Source organism: Nocardia sp. CNY236, from assembly GCF_000482385.1.
Taxonomy (GTDB): domain Bacteria; phylum Actinomycetota; class Actinomycetes; order Mycobacteriales; family Mycobacteriaceae; genus Nocardia.
Genome location: NZ_AXVD01000003.1, coordinates 198314 through 221022 on the forward strand (window position 1 = coordinate 198314; position 22709 = coordinate 221022).

Here is a 22709-nt window from a genome sequence, read left to right on the forward strand (position 1 = left end):
TCGGTGCATAACCACCCAGTCACGAGTGCCTCGAGAGCATGGACCGCCCCTTCGGCGGCGGCTACGCTGACCGAGCGCACAGTTTGCCCACGCTACGAGCGATGGAGTGGTGCCCGTGATTGTCCTCGACCAGCGCGGTGCGAACGAACGGTGCTGTGCATCGATCCGGTCGGATGGCACGGCGCGGACGATGCCTCCAGGTGCAGCGGCGTGACCCTGCCGAACCCGGATGCCGAATCCGAGGAGGGCGAAGAGGAGCTCGACTACCGTTTCACCCTCGCGAACGAGCGCACCTTTCTGGCATGGATGCGGACCTCACTGGGTCTGCTCGCCGGTGGGGTAGCGGTGCATACGTTGGTCGACCCCTCCAGGATCGCGGGATTTCGGCGGGCGATCGCCCTGAGCTGTCTGGTGTTGGCGGCGATGGTGGCACTCGGAGCGTACGTCCACTGGCGGCGGGTCGGGCTGGCCATGCGCCGTGGCGGCCCGTTGCCGGACACCATACTGGTCCCGATTCTGACGGTCGGAATCGCAACGGTAACGGTGTTGGCGGGCGTGGCGGTGCTGCTGCGATGACCCCGCCACAGGTGACCGCCCCGCACCTGGCTGCCGAACGCACTGCCCTGGCGTGGCGGCGCACCGCCATCGCCGCCATGGTCGTCGCAGTGGCGTTCGTGCAGGCAGGCGCCGGCAGCGACCGGTATTCGGTCGCAGTCGGGCTGATCGGCGCCGCGACGACCATGGCAGTGCTGGCCGGAGCCTGTTACCTGCGCAATCGCGATTTGCGTCGAGGTCGTTTCACGCACGGCGGACGCGCCGTCGCACTGACAGCGGTCGTGGTCGGCGTCGTCGCGCTTGCAGCTTGCACGACCTTCGCGGCCGATCTGCTCGAGCTGCCGCCCTGATGCGGGCGGTCGCCACGAAGGCGTCGGCACCACTGGAGGACGACGAACCGCAGGAGGACGACAAACCACAGGAGGACGACAATGAGCACTGCGAGCGAGCCGAGCCGCCTCATCGTCGCGGCGCTACAGCGCGCTGCCGAGACGATGCCGTTCACCGACACCACGGATCGGGCCGACGCCGAGCGCGGGTTCATCGCCGCCCTGGAGCCCGGTGTGGTTACCTCCGACGACGGGACTGTCGTCTGGGACAGCGACGCCTATGCCTTTCTGCAAGGCCACTGCCCCGAATCGGTACACCCCAGCCTGTGGCGACAGTCGGAGTTGACCGCTCGGCAGGGCTTGTTCGAGGTGACCGAAGGTATCTATCAGGTCCGCGGCCTGGATCTGTCCACTATGACGCTGGTCGAAGGAACCACGGGTGTTCTCGTGATCGATCCACTGATCTCCACCGAGACCGCGGCGGCAGCGCTTGCGTTGTACCGCGCGCACCGCGGCGATCGCCCGGTGACCGGACTGATCTACACCCATTCGCACGTCGACCACTTCGGCGGTGCGCTGGGAGTCACCACCACCGAGGATGTCGAGGCGGGCACCTGCCCGGTGCTGGCGCCGGCAGGTTTCATCGAACACGCAGTTGCGGAGAACATCTACGCAGGTCCGGCGATGGCGCGGCGCGCGGGATACATGTACGGCGCGATACTTCCGCGCGGTCCGCTCGGCGCCGTAGGCGCGGGCCTGGGACAGACCACCTCGATCGGCACCGTCTCGTTGATCGCGCCCACTGTCGACATCACGACCACCGGCCAGCAGGAGACGGTCGACGGGATCCGGATGATCTTTCAGCTCACCCCTGGAACCGAAGCTCCGGCGGAGATGAACTTCTATTTTCCCGACCACCGTGCGCTGTGCATGGCCGAGAACGCGACCCATACCTTGCACAATCTGCTCACCCTGCGTGGCGCGTTGGTGCGCGACGCACGCGTCTGGGCGAAGTACCTGACCGAGGCGATCAATCTGTTCGCGCGCCGCTCCGACGTGGTCTTCGCCTCGCACCACTGGCCCACGTGGGGTACCGAACGTCTGGTGGAGTTCCTGGCGCTGCAACGTGATCTGTACGGGTACCTGCACGATCAGACCGTACGGCTGCTGAACCAAGGCTTCGTCGGTGCGGAGATCGCCGAGATGCTCACGCTTCCACCGGCGATTGCGGATGCCTGGCATACGCGCGGCTACTACGGTTCGGTCAGCCACAACGTGAAGGCCGTCTACCAGCGGTACATGGGGTGGTTCGACGGAAATCCGGCGCATCTGTGGCAGCACCCGCCGATCGATTCCGCGCGCCGCCATGTGGAATATATGGGCGGCGCGGACGAGGTGCTGCGCCGGGCCGCAGTCTCCTTCGCCGCGGGTGACTACCGCTGGGTGGCGCAGGTACTCGACTATGTGATCTTCGCCGACCCTGACAACGCGGCTGCCAAGGCGTTGCAGGCGAGCGCATTCGAACAACTCGGCTACGGTGCGGAGAACGCGACGTGGCGCAACCTGTACCTCAGCGGAGCATACGAATTGCGCTACGGCGTGTTCGGTACGCCGATCAAGGGCAGCGCGCCCCCGATGCTCGCTGCGCTGACCGTCGATCAGATCTTCGAAGCCATGGCGTTGCGTGTCGACGGTCCCATGGCGTGGGACCGGCGACTGGTGGCCGACTGGGTTTTCACCGACAGCGACTGCACCCACCGTCTCGAACTACGCAATGGCCGGCTGACGCATTTCGACGTCGACTCCGCGATGACCCTTCCCGGCGCCGATGCAACGTTCACGCTGTCCAAGTCCACACTGGTCCGGGTGCTGCTGGAGGGAGAGGACTTCGGCGTTGCCGTCGCCGCCGGCGAAATCGTCGTCCAGGGTGATGTTGCCAAGCTCGTCGAACTGGCCAGCATCTTCGACAGCCCGGACCCGGATTTCGCGATCGTCACCCCGTGAGCTGCCGTCGGCCTGGAAAAACAGTCGCGTGGTCGCGAGCGGTGTGCTTACGTGGTTTGCATGTCACTCGAGTCGTCCTCGGACCGTCCCGCCCTGCGTGAGCGGATGCGTTCCGAGTTGTTCGCAGCCATGAAATCCCGTGATCGCACAGTATCCTCGGCACTGCGTTCGGCGTTGGGCGCCGTCGACGACGCCGAGGCGGTCGAGGTTGCTGGGCCCCCGGCAGGCGCGCTGGAGAACAGCCCAACCGGGCTGGGCGTCGCCGAGGCTGCGCCCCGCGAGTTGACCGAAGACGATGTCGAGCGAATCGTGCGGGCCGAGATCGATGAACGGCTCTCAGCGGCTCGACAATTCGAAGCCCATGGTCGGACCGACCGTGCCGCGGTCCTACACGCCGAGGCGAAAGCGTTGACCGACATGTTGTGAATTCGCCCCGAGCGCGCAGAACGGTCGGCGCGGGACGCCGCCCGTCGGCCGCGTCCGCGGTGGTGCGGCCGGCCCTCGATGTGGACCGGTTTGAGCCGTAGCGGAGTGAGCCGAAGAAGTCCCAGTGGGTCCAGATATCCCGGGTCGCGGCGGCTACCGCCGCGAGCGCGCACCCCCCAGTGCAGACACGGCGTCGAGCATCCGGGGTGACCGGACTCCAGCACGCCGATCCGGGTCCCTTGTTCCACCCGCCGACCCACGGGCACGTCGGCGCGTACCGGCTCGTAGGTCGTGCGCAGGCCGCCACGATGCTCGATGGACACCACAGGCTTGTCGGCCACCATGCCGGCGAAAGCGACTCTTCCTGCTCCTGCGGCGCGGACGGCCTGCCCCTCGGCGCCTGCCAGATCGACTCCACGGTGCCCGGGCAGCCAGTTGTCCAGAGGCTTGTCGAACTGCCGTTGCACGGTCGGACGGGGGTGAAGTGGCCAATCGAATCGTCCCTCCGGGGCCGCCATCGCACTCGGCTCGTGTCCGGCGCCGGTGATGATGCCGAGTCCGAGGAGCACGGCAAGACCTCGTTCCGCGGTGGAGTTCATGCGTGAAGTGGGGTTCGGCGCCACTTCTCCACTGTCCGATCACGAATAGGTGACCGACAGGTGTGCGTGGGAAATGTGGACAACTGTCGACCTGTGGAATCCGCGGTCGGTCCGCTCGACCGCGCCGAATCGGACCGGGTTGGGTCGATGTGAGCTCACGTCCTAGACTGGGCGAGCGGTCTGTGCTTGCATCGACCGACTTCGCGCGCCGTCCGTGCTCGTTCGCATCGGCGTTGCTCGAATCGAATCAATGGTCTCGGTTCGTGGCAGCGTGCTCGGAACAGCGGATCGTCGGCTGGTCCCACCATGACGGTCGGGTCCGATGATTCGACGGCGCCAGGGCAGTGGATCGCCGATTCGCTGCATCAACCGGCAAACGAAAGAGAGTACGAGAGCCATGGCTGTCGTAACAATGAAGCAGCTGCTCGACAGCGGCGCCCACTTCGGCCACCAGACCCGTCGCTGGAATCCGAAGATGAAGCGGTTCATCATCACCGACCGCAACGGTATCTACATCATCGACCTGCAGCAGACGCTGACCTATATCGACAAGGCGTACGAGTTCGTCAAGGAAACCGTCGCCCATGGCGGCAGTGTCTTGTTCGTCGGTACCAAGAAGCAAGCCCAGGAGTCGATCGCCGCCGAGGCGACGCGGGTAGGGATGCCCTACGTCAACCAGCGCTGGTTGGGTGGCATGCTCACCAACTTCTCCACTGTGCACAAGCGTCTGCAGCGCCTCAAGGAGCTCGAGGCGATGGAGCAGACCGGCGGCTTCGAGGGGCGCACCAAGAAGGAAATCCTCATGCTGACGCGTGAGATGAACAAGCTGGAACGCACCCTCGGCGGTATTCGTGACATGCAGAAGGTGCCATCGGCCATCTGGGTCGTCGATACCAACAAAGAACACATCGCCGTCGGCGAAGCACGCAAACTCAACATCCCGGTCATCGCGATCCTGGACACCAACTGTGACCCCGATCTGGTCGACTACCCCATTCCGGGAAACGACGACGCGATCCGCTCCGCCGCGCTGCTGACGAAGGTCGTCGCCTCTGCGGTGGCCGAGGGTGTGCAGGCGCGCGCGGGCTTGTCCGCGGGCGACGAGAAGCCCGAGGCAGGCGCTGGCGAGCCGCTGGCCGAATGGGAGCAGGAACTGCTCGCGCAGGCTGCCCCCGCAGCGGAGACCGCCCCCGCCGAGACCGCCCCTGCCGAGACCGCCCCTGCCGAGACTTCGGCCGAGGCCTGAGTCTCGCCTCCAGCAGTCTCCACGACGGCGACCACGAGCGGATGGCCTCGTGGTCGCCGTTGCTCAGAACTCACACTTCTCTCCGAAGGAGGCTCGCCGACAATGGCGAACTACACCGCCGCTGATGTGAAGCGGCTGCGGGAGCTGACCGGCTCCGGCATGATGGATTGCAAGAATGCGCTGACCGAGACCGACGGCGACTTCGACAAAGCCGTGGAGCTGCTGCGCATCAAGGGTGCGAAAGACGTCGGCAAGCGGGCCGAACGGACCACCGCCGAGGGCTTGGTGGCAGCCAAGGACGGCGTGATGGTCGAGATCAACTCCGAGACCGATTTCGTCGCGAAGAACGCGGAGTTCCAGCAGTTGGCCCAGCAGATCGTCGGTGCGGCGGCCCTGGCCAAGCCCGCTGATCTGGACACCTTGAAGGCGCTGGACCTGGGCGGTAGGACAGTCGATGAGGCAGTTCAGGCCCTCGCGGCGAAGATCGGCGAAAAGCTGGAGCTGCGCCGTGTGGTCTCGCTGGACGGCCCGGTCGCCACCTACCTGCACAAGCGTGCCTCGGACCTGCCGCCGGCGGTCGGCGTGCTGGTGGAATACACCGGAGCTGGTGACGGTGCGGCAGAAGCGGCCCGCGCTGCCGCCATGCAGGTCGCCGCGCTCAAGGCCAAGTATGTGACCCGAGACGAAGTGCCCGCCGACATCGTGGACAACGAGCGTCGTATTGCCGAGCAGACCGCTCGTGAGGAGGGCAAGCCCGAGGCGGCACTGCCGAAGATCACCGAGGGGCGCGTCAACGGCTTCTTCAAAGATATCGTGCTGCTCGAGCAGGCATCGGTCACCGACTCCAAGAAGACCGTCAAGGCACTGCTGGACGAGGCCGGTGTCGTAGTCACCCGCTTCGCCCGCTTCGAGGTCGGCGGGAGCTAGTTCGCCGAGCCCAGCGCATGGCCCCCCGTCGATCGGATGTCTCCGGTTGCCGGGGGGTCTTCTGCTGCCGCGCAACCGAATGAGGCAGGATAGGTGCCGCCGCCAGTGCCGTGCTGCCACCGGGCGCCCACCGTCGGCGCCGCACCGTCGGGACAACGACCATTCACCGCCGAAGGAGACGCAGACCCATGATGGACCCGGGGACCGACCGCCCAGGATATCGCCGGGTACTACTCAAACTGGGCGGGGAAATGTTCGGCGGGGGCAAGGTCGGGTTGGATCCGGATGTCGTGCAAACCGTTGCCGAGCAGATCGCCGAAGTGGTCGCAACCGGAGTCCAGGTTGCTGTGGTGATCGGTGGTGGAAACTTCTTCCGCGGCGCGGAGCTCGAGGAGCGCGGTCTGGAGCGCGCTCGCTCCGACTACATGGGCATGCTCGGCACCGTCATGAACAGCCTTGCGCTGCAAGATTTTCTGCAGAAGCAGGGAGTGGACACCCGGGTGCAGACCGCGATCACTATGGGACAGGTCGCGGAGCCCTACCTGCCGCTTCGTGCCAAGCGCCACCTGGAGAAGGGGCGTGTGGTCATTTTCGGTGCGGGTATGGGCATGCCGTACTTCTCCACCGACACCACCGCCGCGCAGCGTGCCCTGGAGATCGGTGCGGATGTGGTCCTGTTGGCCAAGGCGGTCGACGGCGTGTTCACTGCGGACCCACGGGTGGACGAGACCGCCACCATGTACTCCGAGATAACGCACAAGGAGGCCATCGAACGTGACCTCAAGGTCGCCGACGCGACTGCCTTCAGTTTGTGTATGGACAACCAGATGCCGATTCTTGTCTTCAATTTGTTGAGTAAGGGCAATATCGCCCGTGCGGTCGCAGGTGAGAAGATCGGCACATTGGTTCGATCGTGAGACCCGCGAGCCGCGGTTCATGACATGACGACGCTGTGGAGGAAACGGTCGTGATTGAAGAAGCGCTCCTCGATGCCGAGGAGAAAATGGAGAAGGCCGTCTCGGTGGCGAAGGACGATCTCGGAACCATTCGCACGGGTCGGGCGAATCCTGGCATGTTCTCCCGAGTGGTCGTCGACTACTACGGGTCCCCGACTCCGATTACCCAGATGTCCAGCATCACGGTGCCCGAGCCGCGCATGGTGGTGATCAAACCCTATGAGGCCGGCCAGCTCGGTGCGATCGAGACTGCGATCCGCAACTCGGATCTCGGGGTCAACCCCACCAACAACGGTGACATCATTCGAATTTCGGTGCCGCAGTTGACCGAGGAACGCCGCCGTGACCTGGCCAAGCAGGCCAAGAGCAAGGGGGAGGATGCCAAGGTCGCCATTCGCAACGTCCGTCGCAAGGCGATGGATGAACTGGGCCGCATCCAGAAGGATGGCGAGGCAGGAGAAGACGAGGTCGGACGCGCCGAAAAGGAGCTCGACAAGACCACAGCCAAGTATGTCGGTCACGTCGACGAGTTGGTGAAACACAAAGAAGCCGAGTTGCTCGAGGTGTGACGCCGCTCGATGTGTACCCAGGAGTCCAAAGGCGGTAGTTTGTCGTAGCCGAGGTGGCATTGCGAATGCCCCAGGGTGCGGCATCGCGAGTGCCCGAGAGTGTGACACAGCGAATGCCCGAGACTGCGACACAGCGAATGCCCGAGAGTGCGACACAGCCGAGGACCTGCCCGGGTGGGGATGAACGGAACGACAAGGTGAGCGACGGGACAATCGTGGCCGACAATGCTGCCGCGACCGGTGCGGCCGAGGAGCCGCCGGCGAACGGTGGAGCCGATACGATGCGAGAACAGGGCAAGGACGTCGGCGCCAGCGCGGCCGTCCCGCCCGCGGCCGGGCCGGCGGAGACCGATTCCGTCGTCGGGCAGCCCGCATCGGCCCGCTCCGGTTCGCGTGCGGGCCGTAATCTGCCGGCTGCGCTGGCGGTCGGATTCGGCCTGGGGTTGTCGCTCATCGCGATTCTGCTGTTCGTACCAAAGGTGTTCATCGGCGTCGTCGGGGCCGCGGTCGGCGTGGCGACGTGGGAAGTGGCCAAACGGCTTCGTGAGGCCGAGGTATTGGTTCCGCGGATTCCGCTGATCCTCGGGGGCCAGGCGGTGTTCTGGCTCGGCTGGCCCTATGGGGCCAGCGGTGTCGCTGGCGCCTTCGCCGCTACTGCACTGATCGGCATGGTCTGGCGGCTGTTCGACCGCGGTCTGCATACGGCGCCGCGCAACTTCTTGCGCGACGCCGCCATCACGGTCTTCACTCTGGCCTGGATCCCGTTGCTCGCCTCGTTCGCCACACTGCTGCTGTTGGAGCCGGACGGCAACCTGCGTGTGTTGACCTTCATGATCGTGGTGGTCTGCTCCGACGTGGGCGGCTATGTGGCGGGTGTGCTGTTCGGCAAGCATGCGATGGTGCCCGCGATCAGCCCGAAGAAGTCGTGGGAGGGATTCTGCGGCTCGCTGGTGTTCAGCGTGATCGGCGGGCTGCTCACCGTGACGCTACTACTGGACGCCGACTCGATGATCGGCGTCGTGCTGGGTGTGGGCCTGGTGGTGGTGGCGACATGCGGCGATCTCATCGAATCGCAGATCAAACGGGAGCTCGGGATCAAGGACATGGGCACGTTGCTGCCAGGGCACGGTGGAATCATGGATCGACTCGACTCCATGCTTCCTTCGGCGTTCGTCTCCTGGCTGGTGTTGTCGACGCTGCTCTGATCGCGATCAGCTGTCAGCGGCGAGCTGACCGCACGCCGCTGCGATTTCCTGGCCGCGCGTGTCGCGGACGGTACAGCTGATCCCGCCGGCTCGGATGTGGGCGACGAACTCGTCCTGGACCCGCTTGGGGCTGGCATCCCACGCGCTGCCGGGGGTCGGGTTGAGTGGGATGAGATTGACATGGGCCAGATGCGCGCCGAGGTGGCGGCGCAGCAGTTCGGCGAGCAGGTCCGCGCGCCAAGAATGATCGTTGACCTCTCGGATGAGCGCGTACTCGATCGACACGCGCCGGCCCGTGGCCTCGGCATATCCCCTGGCCGCTTCGAGGACTTCGGCGACCTTCCATCGCTGGTTGACCGGGACGAGCGTGTCGCGCAGGTCATCGTCCGGAGTGTGTAGGGACACAGCGAGACGGACCTGCAACCCGGCGTCGGCGAGTTTGTGGATCGCGGGAACAACCCCCACTGTGGACACCGTGACCGATCGTTGGGATATACCGAGTCCGGCAGGTGCGGGATCGCAGATCCGGTGGACAGCGTCGATGACCCGGGTCAGGTTCGCCAACGGTTCGCCCATTCCCATGAAGACCACATTGGACAGGCGGCTCGGCCCGCCGGCGAGTTCGCCGGCGCGCACTGCCGCGGCGGCGCGGCGAACTTGATCGACGATTTCGGCGGTCGACAGATTACGAGTCAGCCCGGCCTGCCCGGTGGCGCAGAAGGGGCACGCCATGCCACAGCCGGCTTGGCTGGAGATACAGACGGTCGAGCGGTCGGGGTAGCGCATGAGGACGGTTTCGACCAGGGAGCCGTCGTGGGCGCGCAGGAGGGTCTTGCGGGTGGCACCGTCGTCGCAGCTGAGTGTGCGAACCTCGGTGAAAAGGGTAGGAAACAGCGCATCTGCGAGCCGTCGCCGATTCTCTGCGGGGATGTCGGTCATCTCGTCCGGGTCGGTGGTGAGCCGGCCGAAATAGTGGTGCGACAGCTGGGTGGCGCGAAAGGGCTTCTCACCCAGGTCGACAACCGCGCGCCGCCGATCGGGGAGGGGAAGATCCGCCAGGTGGCGCGGCGGCAGACCACGGCGAGGGGCATCGATTACGAGCGGAAGCGTCATAGCCGAAGAATTTTCCCACAACAGCGCGACCGAGCCAGGCGCGGGCCGGCCGACGCACGTCCACGCCCCCGGATCGGCAGATCTGGCGACCACGGCGATCGTCGAAGGCGTTGGCCGCCTGGCTCGCGGGGCGGCGGCGCTAGCGCGGCTTGCGATGGAGCACGATGTCGCGAATCAGGACGCCCACGATCAGCACAGCGAAGCCGACGAGAAACAGATTCTCGACTCGCCCCTGGTGATTACCGATCAGCATCGCGAGCAGAATGAACGCGACGACCGCGCCCGCGACCTGAAAGGTTCGGCGGGACTCACCGCTCCACCCCCACGCGGCGGAGGGAACTTCGGCAGGGTCCACGCGAGTGACGATGCCGCGCTCGGTACCGGCGTGTTCGAGTTCCGTGGCGGCCACGATCGCTCCTTAGCTGTTATCCGTACCGTGATTTCGGTACCCGAGGTGATGAGCTCCTAACGAATATCGTGACATACGACAGCATGTCGTTGGCAGTCGGCCCGCACCTGACGATCCGGTGATGTCGGTGGGGCACAATAGGGCCGTGTCCGACCGCGTGAGAGTTCTGCTGCTGGGCAGTACCGGATCGATAGGTACCCAAGCGCTCGAGGTGATCGCCGACAACCCCGATCGTTTCGAGGTGGTCGGATTGGCCGCGCGTGGCGGCACTGTGGCAGCGTTCGCCGACCAGATGGCCGCCACCGGCACCCGCAATGTCGCTGTCGCAGATCCGGCTGCCGCCGCGCAGCTGGACCTCGCTCACAGCGGCCCCGAGGCCGTGGCCGAGCTGGTCCGCAGTACCGAGGCAGACGTTGTGCTCAACGCATTGGTCGGCTCGCTCGGGTTGCAGCCCACTCTGCTCGCCCTGCAGTCGGGTGCGCGGCTGGCTCTGGCCAACAAGGAATCTCTGGTCGCGGGCGGCTCGCTGGTGACCCGGGCCGCCGCTGCCGGCCAGATCGTTCCGGTCGACTCGGAGCATTCCGCCGTGGCGCAGTGTCTGCGGGGTGGACGCGCCGAGGAGGTGGATCAGCTGGTGCTGACCGCCTCCGGCGGCCCGTTCCGAGGATGGACTGCCGACATGCTCGAATCGGTCGATCCGGTTGCCGCCCGGTCTCACCCCACGTGGTCGATGGGGTTGATGAATACCCTGAACTCGGCCTCGTTGGTGAACAAGGGCCTGGAACTGATCGAGGCGCATCTGCTGTTCGACATCCCCTACGAGCGGATCGCCGTCACGGTGCACCCCCAGTCGATCGTCCATTCCATGGTCACCTTCACCGACGGTTCCACCCTCGCGCAGGCAAGTCCGCCGGATATGAAGCTGCCGATCGCGCTGGCCCTCGGCTGGCCGGACCGGGTACCCGGCGCCGCGCCCGCGTGTGACTTCGGCAACGCGTCCACCTGGACGTTCGAGCCGGTCGACAGCGAGGTCTTCCCGGCCGTCGAGATAGCCCGCGCGGCCGGGCAGTTCGGCGGCAGTGTCCCGGCGGTCTACAACGCGGCCAACGAGGTAGCAGTGCAAGCCTTCCTCGATGGAGCCATTCGGTTCCCCGACATCGTGCGCACGGTCGCCGCCGCGGTCGAGGCGGCCGTGCAATGGCGTACCGAGCCGGATTCGCTCGACGAGGTTCTCGCCGCGGACGCGTGGGCGCGTACATTCGCCGCCAGCCATGTCCCGGCACGATAATCGGTCGAGGAAAGATCGGAACGCGCGTCGCGACCGGGCGATGGCACACGCAACACGCGCGGCGGGGCGTTGTCCGGTTAGGGTGAGCACAATGCTCGCGGCCCGGATCGGACGCGCGCGTGCGGAATATTCGAGCTGCGCAAACGCAGGAGGGCTGTAGAGCAAATGGTGTTCGCGTTCGGATTCGTGCTGTTCGCGCTCGGTATCACCCTTTCGATCGCGCTGCACGAATGTGGGCACATGTGGGCGGCTCAGGCGACCGGAATGAAAGTGCGCCGGTATTTCATCGGCTTCGGACCGAAGATCTTTTCCTTCCGCCGCGGAGAAACCGAATACGGAGTGAAGGCACTTCCGCTCGGTGGTTTCTGCGATATCGCGGGAATGACCGCACTGGACGAACTGGACCCCAAAGATCTCGACCGCGCGATGTACCGGCAGGCCACCTGGAAACGACTCCTGGTCATGTCGGGCGGTATCGCGATGAACTTTCTGCTCGGGTTCTTTCTGATCGTGGTCGTCGCCGTCGGCTGGGGGCTGCCCCGGTTGGCCGATCCCCCGGCGAAGATCGGCGCGGTGCAATGCGTGTCCGACCACAACCCGGACCGCTCCTACCAGGCGTGTACCGGCCAAGGGCCTGCGCAGCGCGGCGGGCTGCGACCGGGCGATGTCGTCACCGCGGTCAACGGGGTGGGGGTGAGCACCTGGTTCGAGTTCACCGCACAGACCCAGAAGCAGACCGGCGTGATCCGGTACACCGTGGAGCGGGACGGGCAGAGCCTGCAGGTGAGTGTGCAGCCGCAACAGGTGGTGCGCTACACCGATTCTGGAGAGCAGCTCGAGATCAGTGCGGTCGGCGTCACCTTGGACGTGCCGGAATCGCCGCAGTACGACGTGTTCACGGCCATTCCCGCGTCCGCGCAGTTCACTGCGGACCTGTCGGTGCGTACGGTGCACTCGTTGCTCCAATTGCCCGCGAAGGTGACTGCGCTGTGGGACGCGGTTACCGGCGGAGAACGCGACCCGGAAACCCCACTCAGTGTTCTGGGTGCGAGCCGCATCGGAGGTGAGACCGCCGAGCGCGGATTGTGGCAGTCGTTCATTCTGGTGTTGGCCAGCTTGAACTTCTTCCTCGCTGTGTTCAACCTGCTGCCCTTGCTTCCCCTGGACGGCGGCCATATTGCGGTGGTGCTCTACGAGAAGATCCGCAACACCATTCGTGGTTGGAAAGGTCTCGCACCCGGCGCCCCGGTCAACTATCTGAAGCTGCTGCCCGCTACCTACGCCTTCGTGGTGATCGGCGGTGCCTACATGTTGCTGACTTTGGCCGCCGACATCGTCAATCCGATCAGGCTGCTCTGACCGCTCGAAGCGCCGGAACTCGCCGCGCGGCGGGTTCGGTGATGTCCGCGCGCCGGGTTCGGTGATATCGCCGCCGTCACGAGATCGACTACCCACCGACGGCTAGACTCGGCACCGAACAGCCCACACGTGAGGAAAGTAGGCAGTCGAAAGTGACCAGCGCAATCGGATTGGGCATGCCGACCGCGCCTGCGGCGGTGCTCGCTCCTCGGCGCAAGACCCGCCAGCTGAGGGTGGGCAGTGTCGGGGTGGGCAGCGATCATCCGATCTCGGTGCAGTCGATGACCACGACCAAGACCCATGATGTGAATGCCACCTTGCAGCAGATCGCGCAGCTGACCGCATCGGGATGCGACATCGTGCGGGTAGCCTGCCCGCGACAGGAGGATGCGGACGCGCTCGCCATGATCGCGCACAAGTCCCAGATCCCGGTGATCGCCGACATCCATTTTCAGCCGCGCTATATCTTCGCCGCGATCGACGCCGGGTGCGCCGCGGTGCGGGTCAACCCCGGCAACATCAAAGAGTTCGATGGCCGCGTCGCGGAGGTGGCCAAGGCTGCGGGCGACGCGGGCATTCCGATTCGTATCGGCGTGAATGCCGGGTCCCTGGACAAGCGGATGATGGCGAAATACGGCAAGGCGACCCCAGAGGCTCTGGTGGAGTCGGCATTGTGGGAAGCGAGCCTGTTCGAGGAGCACGGGTTCGGCGATATCAAGATCTCGGTCAAGCACAACGACCCGGTTGTCATGGTGGAGGCCTACCGGCAGTTGGCCGCGCAGTGCGACTACCCGCTGCATCTCGGTGTCACCGAGGCCGGTCCGGCCTTCCAGGGCACGATCAAGTCGGCAGTGGCGTTCGGTGCATTGCTGTCGGAGGGCATCGGCGACACGATTCGAGTGTCGTTGTCCGCGCCGCCGGCGGAGGAGGTCAAGGTCGGCGACCAGATCCTGCAGTCGTTGAACCTGCGCCCACGGAAGTTGGAGATCGTGTCGTGTCCGTCGTGCGGGCGCGCCCAAGTGGATGTGTACACCTTGGCCGACGAGGTGACTGCTGGCCTGTCGGGGATGGACGTGCCGCTACGGGTGGCCGTGATGGGGTGCGTGGTGAACGGGCCGGGAGAGGCGCGCGAGGCAGACTTGGGTGTGGCCTCGGGCAACGGTAAAGGGCAGATCTTCGTCCGGGGTGAGGTCATCAAGACCGTCCCGGAAGCGAAGATCGTCGAGACCCTCATCGAAGAGGCGATGCGTATCGCCGCCGAGATGGGTGACCCGGCTCGAGCCGGTGAACCGGTGGTCACCGTCGGCTGAGTAGCCTCCAGTACCTGGTCTTTTGTCGCGTCGATACCGCCCTGCCTCGGATTCGTGGCAGGCTGTTGGCGTGCGGAGTCTGCTGGAGCCGGTACGGCGGGGCAAATACACCCCCGTGCGGCAGCTCACGAATCAGGACCTGACCCAGGTGCTGCGCGTGCTGGATGCCGATCCCGTGGCCTCGTGCATGGTCGCTGCCCGGCTGCAAGAGTCCGGTGTGGACGACCGGTACGGTCAGGGCGAGCTGTGGACCAGAGGCGGCCCGGAGGAGTCGATGTGCTTCTCGGGCGCCAACCTGGTGCCGCTACTGGGTGACCAGGATGCGCTGCGGGGGTTTGCCGACCGGGCGATTCGGTGGCCACGCCGATGTTCGTCGGTGGTGGGGCGCAGAGAACTGGCCTTGCCGCTGTGGGAGATGTTGGCGGCTCACTGGGGTCCCGAACGTGAGGTGCGCGCGGACCAGCCGCTGCTCGCGCTCGGTCGGCCGCCAGTGGTCGCGCCCGACCCAGAGGTTCGCCGGGTGCGCCCGGACGAACTCGACTGCTATCTGCCGGCCGCAATCGCCATGTTCATCGCGGAGGTCGGGGTCGATCCGCGCGCCAGCGACGGCGGACGCGGCTATCGCCGGCGCATGCAGAGCCTGATCGATTCCGGCCGCGCGTGGGCTCGATTCGAGGACGGTGAGGTCGTTTTCAAGGCCGAGGTCGGCGCTCTGTCCCACCGCACCGGCCAGATCCAAGGGGTGTGGGTGCATCCAGCACATCGTGGGAAGGGGCGCGGCACGGCCGGCATCGCTGCGATCGCGAACGCGGTGGTCGCCTCCGGCCGCACAGCCAGCCTGTATGTGAACGACTACAACCGGATCGCGCGGCGCGCCTACCGCACGGTCGGCTTCCGTCAGATCGCGACATTCGCCACCGTCCTGGTCGACTGATCGCGTGCGCGCACGGGGAACGTCCGGACTGCCGCGGACACGTGCCGAACAGCGAACACCGGCATGGAAGCGGATGTCGACACCGATACTGTCGCTTCTGGCTGTCGTGGTGCTCGTGGTGTCCGGTGCCGGATGTGTGCGTGGGACCCAAGGGCCGGTACCGGTGGCGGATGCGTTCGTACAAGCGTTCGCCGAGCGCAGAGTGGAATTCGCCGCCGAACTGACCACCGCGCCGGAGCGAGCCGGCCCAGCGCTGGGGTCTACCTGGGATCAGTTGCAAGCCGACGGGCTCGTTGCGCGCACCGGTGCGGCGCAGGTGAGCGGTGACACCGCGACCGTCGAGTACACCTATGAATGGCGGCTGCCGAAGAATCGACTGTGGAGCTACTCGGGCCGCCTGCGTATGGGGCGCAACGAGGGGCGCTGGGTGGTCCGATGGACGTCGTCCAGCATCCATCCCAGACTCGGAGATACCCAGACCATGGCGTTGCGGAGCACTCCGGCCCCGCGGGCACGGGTCAATGAGCAGTCCGGGAGTGATGTATTGGTACCGGGTACAGTATCTCGCGTCTCCTTCAGCGCCATGCAGGCCCCGGATGCCGTGTCCGTGGCCACGACGTTGGCCGCGGTATTGCACCGTGCCGACCGGCCGATGACGGCCCACTCGATCCTCGCCGCCGCCGAATCGTCCCCGGACGCCTACACCGTCGCTGTGCTGGGCGAATCCGAATCCCGTGCTGTGACTGCCGATCTCATCGGACTGCCCGGCGTCACGGTGACCCAGGAATGGGACCTGGTTCCCACCGATCGCGAATTCGCCCCCGCGCTGCTCGCCCAGGTGCGTGAGACACTGATCACCGAAGTGGACGGCACAGCCGGGTGGAGTGTGGTCACCATGACCGCGAACGGTGCTGAGACGGGCGTGTTGACAGATGTGCCGCCGCGGCCGGCGCCGTCGTTCTCCTCGAGTATCGATCGTGGGGTGCAGAATGCCGCTCAGCAGGCAGTCGATTCGCGTTCCGAACAGGCTGTGATGGTGTTGCTGCGCCCCTCCACCGGCGCCATCCTGGCGGTGGCCCAAAACGAGGCGGCCGACCGCGACGGACCGATCGCACTGCTGGGACTGTATCCACCCGGCTCGGTATTCAAGACCGTGACCGCCGCTGCGGCATTGTCGGTGGGACGCGCCACACCGGATTCGATTCTGCCGTGTCCGAGCCGAATCGTCATCGGAGAACGAGTCATCCCCAACCACAACCGGTTCGCCGCGGGAAACGTGTCGTTGACCACCGCGTACGAGCAATCGTGCAATACGTCGTTCGCCGTACTCGCCAGTGAACTGCCGGGTTCGGCGCTGCACGACGCAGCGGCGCAACTCGGTGTGGGACCGCGCTATTCGATCGTCGGGGCGCCGACTGCCTCTGGTTCGGTCCCGCTGGCCGATGACCTCGTCCAGCGCATCGAGGACGGCATCGGTCAGGGCAAGGTGGTGGTCAGTCCATTCGCCATGGCGCTGATGGCAGCGACCGTCGCCCTCGGCGCGGTGCCTGTGCCCTACCTGATCGACGGGCGTCCCACCGAGGTCGACGGGACCCGCCCCGCCCCGGCGCCGGACGTGATCGAGGGGTTGCGGCTGATGATGCGCGCAGTGGTGACCGGCGGCACCGCCGAGCGGATCGCGGATCAGGGGCAGGTGTACGGAAAGACCGGCGAAGCGGAAACAGAGGGCGCCTCGCACTCGTGGTTCGTCGGCTTTCGCGGTGACATCGCGTTTGCCACGCTGTTGGTTGCGGGCGGCAATTCCGACAATGCCGTCGACGTGACGCGACAGATGCTCGCGGCACTGCCTGCCGGATACTGATCGGCGCATTGCGAGGCGTGTGCCTCATCACAGTGGGTCGGCCGGCTGGCTGTCGCGGCAGTCGAAGCTCGACAATCACTGCCGCGTGGCAGAGGTGATCACCAGGTGTTCCAAGCCCGCTGTCCGGTCGGAGTGTCCGTTGATTCGAACAACCGCTATGAACTCACGATCGCCGGTGCGCTGTTGTAGCGGAGTCCAATGGTTGGCAAGGTACCAGCCCGCCCCGGCCGTGCCGCGCGGTCCCAAGCCCGCGCAATATATCCAGTACCGACCGGGGTGCCGTTGTGGGTTGGGTCGAACGCGGGCGATGATGCCGAGAGGTCGTTCGTCGCTGGAGTCGTACCGGCTGCCATCGATGAGCTGCAGATGTGCGGCGCAGCGGCGGTTCTCGGTCGCCTCGAGGCGCACTGTGAACAGTGGGGGTTCGACGGTTCGGAGGTAGACGTGCGTACAGTGGCGGCCGCTCAAGCCGAAACTGATGTAGGAGCGATCTCGGTGTGCGGCGACAGCGCGGTCGTTCTGCACGGTCGTGGGGATGGCGGTATGACGCTGGAGGAGGGCGAACACGTACAGTAGTCCGCGGAAATCGTCCTCCGCCACCACCGACGTCGCGGCCAGTTCTCGTCTCGGGTATATCAGGGTGGCTCCGCTGGTGGCCATTTCCGCGCCGAGGAACGCTTCGAGTCGAACCTCGGAATCCGATGGATCTCGTGCCGGCGGTCGGACACCGGTCGAGGTCGCCTCGGCCACCTGAAACAACGCATCGACCGTCCAGCCCGGAAACATCCGCTCCAGCACCCGGCGGTGATAGTCCCGGGGAAGCCCGATCATCCTGCCCGACAACCACTGATAATACTGTGCCTTTGCTGGTCCATGGCCCGGCGGCATCGGCGGGTCGAGTTGCTGGGCGCATCTGTCGTACATGGACAGAAAGTCCGCGTGTCGGGTCAGATGACGTTCCGCCAGCAGTACCTTGAGCACGGTCGCCAACGTCGATCCCTCGCCTCTGCAGCCATTGTTCACGGTGGCGGAGAGTCGGCGTCGCCGTGGTGCTGGTTCCTCCGCACCGGGAGCACCCGATTCCGCTGGTGGCCCGGTCCTTTCCATTAACGCCCGACACCGATTTCTCGGCAATGTGTCAGACGATCCGTTTTCGTCTGTTGTTCGGATCGTTGCCGGGCGGTCGAGGGCGACTGGTGGGTGGGGTCAGTCGCGATGCAGCGTGGCGGCGAGATGGTGTTGTAACGGTTCGCCTACCGCAGCCATGCGCAAGGTGTATTCCAGGGTGTTGCCGGACAGGTGGATCGAGCGGCCGAGGGAGGTCACGAGTTTTGCTGTGCTGCTGCAGCCGATACTGGTGGACGACAATTCCAGGCGTATCGAATCGCGCTCGACGAACAGTGCGCCCTCACAGATTTCGGTGATCCCGGTCGGATGGGCGAGGATCCATTCGATACGGTCGGGGCGAGGGCAACGCACATAGCCGGTCTCGGCGTGCAGGGGTCTGCCGTCGTCGGCGGCGCGAGTCTGTTGCCGGTAGGTGAGGAATGGTCGGCCGAGATGGCCGAACCATATCTGTTCGACATAGCCGAACGGTCGAATGGTTGGGTACCGTCCGTTTCCGGCTCCGCGCCAGGTGCCGAGCAGGGGAGCGAGTTGGGCGATCTCGGGGTGCGGTGCGACAGGAGGCTGGGGTTCCACCACAGCCGACAGCCTAACTCGGTTTCGCCGACCGCGGCCGCTACTTCCGTGAGTGTCCCACGCTAGGGTTGGGGTCGCCTTGTCACCGTTGTGGTGTGGTCGGAAAGGAATCGAGAACTTGAACGGACGTTGGAATGCGCGCCGCGGCACCGAGATTCGGTCGTGGGTCCGAAGTGGATCGTTGCGCGTGTCGGCGTTGGGACTCACGCTGGTTGTTGCCGTTGCCTGCTCGGACTCGACGCCGGAGGAGGTGGCTGCGCTCGATGGCAACGAGTACGTCCGGACCGATCTCGCGGCCAACGACGAACAGTACGATGCGCAATACACCCTCCCGGACATGGTGCGCGCGTGGGGGCTGGCCAGCCGACCCGAGGGTATGGGGGGCCACTTCTGGGTGGGCGCCGGCGGTGCGTCGTTCCAGTTCGTGGGTGACGTCACCGAGTCGTCGGACGATGGCGTGCAGACGCTCTCGCGCGACCCCTTGCAACTGGTCACCGTTCCTGGTGCCGACGCCGATATCTCGGATACCCGCGCAGGCACAACGACTGCGGTGGTCTACAACCCGGCACCGGTCGTGTCCGACATGTTCTTCGTCCGAGACCAGCCGGTCGCGGCAGAATTCGGACCGCTGAACGGTTCGGCACGGTATATATTCGCTACCGATTCGGGCAGAATCTCGGCGTGGACCGAACAGGGTTTCGAGGGGCGGATCGTGCATCACGACGGTCCAGCGACGCTGATCTTCGACGGTCACCCGCACGGGATGCGGTTCTTCGGCCTGGCGCTGACTCCGTCCGGAGACCAGTTGTTGGCCGCCGACTTCGGTTCCGAGCCACAGATTCGTACATTCGACAAGAATTGGCAACTGATTCCGACCAGTGGCTTCGCCAATCCATTCGCCACCGGTGACGCAATCGACCCCGCTGATCCGGAGAAGGGAAAAAGGGCGGTGCCCGGCGATCTCGCGCCCTTCAACGTCGTGACCATCGGTGACCGCGTGTTCGTCACCTATGCCACGACTCGGATCGACGAGAACGAGGCTACCGATTTCGCTGCTGGTGAGCCGGATTCGTTGAACCGCAGTGCGGAGCACGATGCGAACGGGAAGCCGAACAACGGCAAGGTCGCCGAGTTCGACGCCACCGGCAAGCTGGTGCGCATCTTGGACGACGACCAGCGCTTGAACACGCCGTGGGCCGTAGCCATCGCGCCCGACGATTTCGGTCCACTCGGTGGTGCCCTGTTGGTCGGCAATACCGGCGGCGCCGGGCAGGTGCTCGCCTATGACGACACCACGGGTACGTTCACCGATTATCTCCGCGACGCCGAGGGCGAGCCGATTGCCATCGAAGGCCTGGGGGCGTTGATGTTCGGAAATGGCGAGAGCCTGGGTGACGTCGATTCGTTGTACTTCACGTCGGGACCCGACGATGGTGAGGACGGGTTGTTCGGCAGGCTTCGTCCGGCGCAGGCGCGCTGACCCGAGCGTGTGGCTCGGGCAACCCCGGCGCGGGCCACACCTGACCGGCTTCCTTCCGCGCGCTGGGTGATGTTCGGTGGACCGCTCACGGATCGCCGAGGGGTCGTGCGACGCCTTCGCCCGACACGCCGGCGATTGGCTGGCACGCCGCCCCATGGCTCGCCTTCTTGACAATGCCGCCGCCATAGCGGAAAGCATGTGGTCACTGGATATTTGCCATAGATTGCGCCCAGCCGGACTGCGCCGAAGACCGGTATGGCCGGCGTGTCGAGAGATCGAAGTATGTGAAACCGATACGGAACAAGCCGATGTCGGTCACGCTGGGTGTATGTGGAGGTTCCGGCAATGCCGCAACACCGGCGCAACGAAGCATCTGGGGGTGTCGAGCGTGGATCAGACCTCCGAGAACTGGACGATCCCCGACAAAGAGCCGCTGTTGGCAGCCTGTCGTGGCTTGCCGCATGTCGATCATCCGATGCTCGAGGCGGCCGGAGAACTGGCTGCGTTGCACCGGACTCGGGAGCATACCCCGGCTGCCCGATGCGGGCCGTTCGACCGTAGACGGGTGCAACTGGCGCGCGGAATCGATCGGTGGGTGACTCTGGCGACGCCGGTGCCGCCTGCGGTGGCGCCGGAACATTCGGAAACCGTGGGGAGAGTGGTCGATCGGCTGGCCATGCTCAGCGCTCAGGTGTTCGTGGGACTGGCGTGTGCGCCGGAAGCGGTCTTCTACGAGGCGTCGATCCAGCTCGGTGAACTGGCAGACGGATACCAGGATCTCGTCGACGACCTCCGTGTCGGGGCCAGGCGACTACCCGAGGAGTACTACGACCGCTGGTAGCCGAGCGATCTGTGCTATCGGCCCCACCCGAACAGCCGGAACGAGCGACGGCGCCGCCGTGGCAACGAGGCATACACCATGGTCATGTCGGCGAACATTTCCGCCTCCCGCTCCTGGTCGGCGTCGAGGTCGGCGCGGCCGAGTACATCGTCGACCGAGTGCAGCGAGATCGATGACGAGACCATGGCTGTGGACGACGGCCGCGAGTCGGCGCTGCGCTGCTGCGTTCGTTGGTGGTTCAGCAGCATATGGCCGATGACGTGCAGGATGGCGTGGTCGGCGGTGTGGCCGATCGCTGCGGCGTCGTACACGATGACATCGTCGTGTACGCGCGCCACCCACAGGCCGCCGCCGCAACCCGTGCCTGCCAGCGTCGATTCGGAAACGGGGTGCAGGCTGATGGAGCGACCGCGGTGTGTGGCCACCGAGGCCAGGTACGCGGTCAGGTTCCATGGATTGGGCAGGGGCACAGTTCGGGTCGCGTCCCCGAAACGGACTTCCATGCTGGCCATCGGAGCCCACCTTACCCACATCGCAGCCCATGGTCATCAGCGGAACCCCCGCCGAGAGAGTGGCCGCCGTCAGTCCATCCGCTGCATGGCGTCCACGATCATGCCCGCCGAATCGCGCGGACTCAGTGCCATCGCACGCAGTTGGTCGAAGATGACGCCGAACCGTCGAATTTCGGTGTGCCCCTCGATCAGTTCGTCACCAGCAATGCCTTCGACGTACACCAGTTCGGGATCCGCTGGATCGGGGAAGTCCAGCAAGGTGAATTGGCCCGCCATGCCGGGGTGCGCGCCTGCGTCGAACGGCAGGATCTGCAGAATCACATTCTTACGCTTGGTTTCTTGCAACAGGCGTTCGAGTTGGCCACGCATCACCGAGGGGCCACCGATAGCACGTCGGATCGCCGCCTCGTCCATGATCACCCATAGCTCGAGCGGATCTTCTTTGGACAGGTTGGCGGCGCGATCCATCCTGGCTTTCGCCCTGCTCTCCATGACGGCCGCTTCGAGCTTGGGCATCGAGGTGTCGATGACCGCGGTGGCATACTCATAGGTTTGCAAAAGCCCTGGGATGATCGAGGTTTGGTAGTGGCGCGCCGACAGCGCCTCGGCCTCGAAATTGATGAAGGCGGCGTATACCTCCGACACGCTGCCTTCGTAGGCGCGAGACATGCCGGGCTTCAACGCATCCGACAGCAGTTCCAACGCGTCGTCACGCTGGTCGTCGTCGATGCCGTACAAGTCCAGCATCGTGGTGAGGGTGCGACGCTGCGGACGAGCTTGCGCGGTCTCGATCCGGTACAGCGTGGTGACATTGATTCCGGTCTGCGCGCTGACGTCTTCCTTACTGAGCTGGGCGCTTTCGCGCATTTCTTGCAGCAGCGCCGCGAGGCGCCGCAATCGGACGGTCAGGACGGTGCGTTTGCCTGCCATCAGAACAACCCCTTCGGTGGCATACGGCCCACGTACAGTGCATTCACGAGATTTGTGGGCGCAGTATCCGAGAATACCTCCAGTGATCTGCGTTATGGTCAGTGTTGTTCGAACGGTGCACGATCGGCCTCGATCCGGTGGGGATCGACGTCGGG

At 65.4% G+C, this 22709-nt stretch carries 22 protein-coding genes and 1 pseudogene; 16 read left to right on the forward strand and 7 right to left on the reverse strand.

Translation table 11 applies throughout. From position 1 onward, the window contains the following. Positions 1 to 210: 210 nt before the first annotated feature. The 4 genes from K940_RS0104275 to K940_RS0104290 all read left to right on the forward strand — a co-directional run bounded on the left by K940_RS0104275 (position 211) and on the right by K940_RS0104290 (position 3314). Positions 211 to 576: a YidH family protein gene (locus K940_RS0104275; RefSeq protein ID WP_028476512.1), complete on the forward strand. Its 366-nt coding sequence runs from the start codon at positions 211 to 213 to the stop codon at positions 574 to 576. Then, a complete protein-coding gene (locus K940_RS0104280) occupies positions 573 to 905 on the forward strand; it encodes a DUF202 domain-containing protein (protein ID WP_028476513.1) in 333 nt (110 codons plus the stop codon). Before K940_RS0104275 ends, K940_RS0104280 begins: the two co-directional genes overlap by 4 nt. 144 nt (positions 906 to 1049) lie before the next feature. Continuing rightward, positions 1050 to 2888: an alkyl/aryl-sulfatase gene (locus tag K940_RS0104285; protein ID WP_369797466.1), complete on the forward strand. Its 1839-nt coding sequence runs from the start codon at positions 1050 to 1052 to the stop codon at positions 2886 to 2888. Between the two features lie 60 nt (positions 2889 to 2948). Further along, on the forward strand, positions 2949 to 3314 hold the full coding sequence (locus tag K940_RS0104290; protein WP_036527444.1) for a GatB/YqeY domain-containing protein: 366 nt from the start codon (positions 2949 to 2951) through the stop codon (positions 3312 to 3314). Between the two features lie 83 nt (positions 3315 to 3397). Here the strand turns inward: K940_RS0104290 and K940_RS31420 are convergent. Continuing rightward, positions 3398 to 3913: pseudogene (locus K940_RS31420) on the reverse strand (M23 family metallopeptidase); the annotation flags it as partial. Positions 3914 to 4310: 397 nt separating this feature from the next. Here K940_RS31420 and rpsB point away from each other — a divergent pair. The 5 genes from rpsB (at position 4311) to K940_RS0104330 (ending at position 8816) form a co-directional block, all read left to right on the forward strand. After that, a complete protein-coding gene (gene rpsB / locus K940_RS0104310) occupies positions 4311 to 5159 on the forward strand; it encodes a 30S ribosomal protein S2 (protein ID WP_028476517.1) in 849 nt (282 codons plus the stop codon). A 102-nt stretch (positions 5160 to 5261) separates the two neighbouring features. Next, positions 5262 to 6086, forward strand: a complete 825-nt coding sequence (gene tsf / locus K940_RS0104315; protein WP_028476518.1) for a translation elongation factor Ts — start codon at positions 5262 to 5264, stop codon at positions 6084 to 6086. A gap of 188 nt (positions 6087 to 6274) precedes the next feature. After that, positions 6275 to 7003 carry a UMP kinase gene (pyrH, locus tag K940_RS0104320; protein ID WP_028476519.1) on the forward strand — a complete coding sequence of 243 codons (729 nt, stop codon included), beginning with the start codon at positions 6275 to 6277 and terminating at the stop codon, positions 7001 to 7003. A 50-nt stretch (positions 7004 to 7053) separates the two neighbouring features. Beyond that, positions 7054 to 7611: a ribosome recycling factor gene (frr, locus tag K940_RS0104325; RefSeq protein ID WP_028476520.1), complete on the forward strand. Its 558-nt coding sequence runs from the start codon at positions 7054 to 7056 to the stop codon at positions 7609 to 7611. Positions 7612 to 7808: 197 nt separating this feature from the next. After that, positions 7809 to 8816 (forward strand): phosphatidate cytidylyltransferase, encoded by a 1008-nt coding sequence (locus K940_RS0104330; protein WP_036527534.1) that lies wholly within the window; start codon positions 7809 to 7811, stop codon positions 8814 to 8816. Positions 8817 to 8822: 6 nt separating this feature from the next. Here K940_RS0104330 and rlmN read toward each other — a convergent pair whose 3' ends face one another. After that, positions 8823 to 9929: a 23S rRNA (adenine(2503)-C(2))-methyltransferase RlmN gene (gene rlmN / locus K940_RS0104335; protein WP_028476522.1), complete on the reverse strand. Its 1107-nt coding sequence runs from the start codon at positions 9927 to 9929 to the stop codon at positions 8823 to 8825. A gap of 139 nt (positions 9930 to 10068) precedes the next feature. Then, on the reverse strand, positions 10069 to 10338 hold the full coding sequence (locus tag K940_RS0104340) for a DUF2631 domain-containing protein (RefSeq protein ID WP_028476523.1): 270 nt from the start codon (positions 10336 to 10338) through the stop codon (positions 10069 to 10071). A gap of 121 nt (positions 10339 to 10459) precedes the next feature. Here K940_RS0104340 and dxr point away from each other — a divergent pair, with 121 nt between their 5' ends. The 5 genes from dxr (at position 10460) to K940_RS0104365 (ending at position 17090) form a co-directional block, all read left to right on the forward strand. After that, complete coding sequence (dxr, locus tag K940_RS0104345; RefSeq protein ID WP_051406863.1) at positions 10460 to 11626, forward strand: 1-deoxy-D-xylulose-5-phosphate reductoisomerase; 1167 nt, start codon at positions 10460 to 10462, stop codon at positions 11624 to 11626. Positions 11627 to 11791: 165 nt separating this feature from the next. Next, the gene (locus K940_RS0104350; RefSeq protein WP_028476525.1) at positions 11792 to 12985 is read left to right on the forward strand and encodes an RIP metalloprotease; all 1194 of its coding nucleotides are present in this window, start codon (positions 11792 to 11794) and stop codon (positions 12983 to 12985) included. 152 nt (positions 12986 to 13137) lie between these two features. Next, complete coding sequence (gene ispG / locus K940_RS0104355; RefSeq protein WP_028476526.1) at positions 13138 to 14295, forward strand: flavodoxin-dependent (E)-4-hydroxy-3-methylbut-2-enyl-diphosphate synthase; 1158 nt, start codon at positions 13138 to 13140, stop codon at positions 14293 to 14295. Positions 14296 to 14377: 82 nt separating this feature from the next. Then, complete coding sequence (locus K940_RS0104360) at positions 14378 to 15229, forward strand: GNAT family N-acetyltransferase (protein ID WP_369797467.1); 852 nt, start codon at positions 14378 to 14380, stop codon at positions 15227 to 15229. 73 nt (positions 15230 to 15302) lie between these two features. After that, positions 15303 to 17090: a penicillin-binding transpeptidase domain-containing protein gene (locus K940_RS0104365; protein ID WP_028476528.1), complete on the forward strand. Its 1788-nt coding sequence runs from the start codon at positions 15303 to 15305 to the stop codon at positions 17088 to 17090. A 75-nt stretch (positions 17091 to 17165) separates the two neighbouring features. Here K940_RS0104365 and K940_RS0104370 read toward each other — a convergent pair whose 3' ends face one another. Together K940_RS0104370 and K940_RS0104375 are read right to left on the reverse strand one after the other, a co-directional pair. After that, positions 17166 to 18080, reverse strand: a complete 915-nt coding sequence (locus K940_RS0104370) for a hypothetical protein (protein WP_028476529.1) — start codon at positions 18078 to 18080, stop codon at positions 17166 to 17168. Between the two features lie 216 nt (positions 18081 to 18296). Then, the gene (locus K940_RS0104375; RefSeq protein WP_028476530.1) at positions 18297 to 18794 is read right to left on the reverse strand and encodes a peroxynitrite isomerase; all 498 of its coding nucleotides are present in this window, start codon (positions 18792 to 18794) and stop codon (positions 18297 to 18299) included. 115 nt (positions 18795 to 18909) lie between these two features. On the opposite strand from K940_RS0104375, the gene K940_RS0104380 reads away from it, so the two are divergent. Together K940_RS0104380 and K940_RS0104385 are read left to right on the forward strand one after the other, a co-directional pair. After that, positions 18910 to 20271, forward strand: a complete 1362-nt coding sequence (locus tag K940_RS0104380; protein WP_369797462.1) for a TIGR03118 family protein — start codon at positions 18910 to 18912, stop codon at positions 20269 to 20271. A gap of 388 nt (positions 20272 to 20659) precedes the next feature. Continuing rightward, on the forward strand, positions 20660 to 21112 hold the full coding sequence (locus K940_RS0104385; protein WP_036527536.1) for a hypothetical protein: 453 nt from the start codon (positions 20660 to 20662) through the stop codon (positions 21110 to 21112). A 14-nt stretch (positions 21113 to 21126) separates the two neighbouring features. Here the strand turns inward: K940_RS0104385 and K940_RS0104390 are convergent, their stop codons facing one another. Both K940_RS0104390 and K940_RS0104395 read right to left on the reverse strand, forming a co-directional pair. Then, positions 21127 to 21624 (reverse strand): hypothetical protein, encoded by a 498-nt coding sequence (locus tag K940_RS0104390; RefSeq protein WP_028476533.1) that lies wholly within the window; start codon positions 21622 to 21624, stop codon positions 21127 to 21129. Positions 21625 to 21693: 69 nt separating this feature from the next. Continuing rightward, positions 21694 to 22554, reverse strand: a complete 861-nt coding sequence (locus K940_RS0104395) for a helix-turn-helix transcriptional regulator (protein ID WP_028476534.1) — start codon at positions 22552 to 22554, stop codon at positions 21694 to 21696. Positions 22555 to 22709 lie beyond the last annotated feature (155 nt).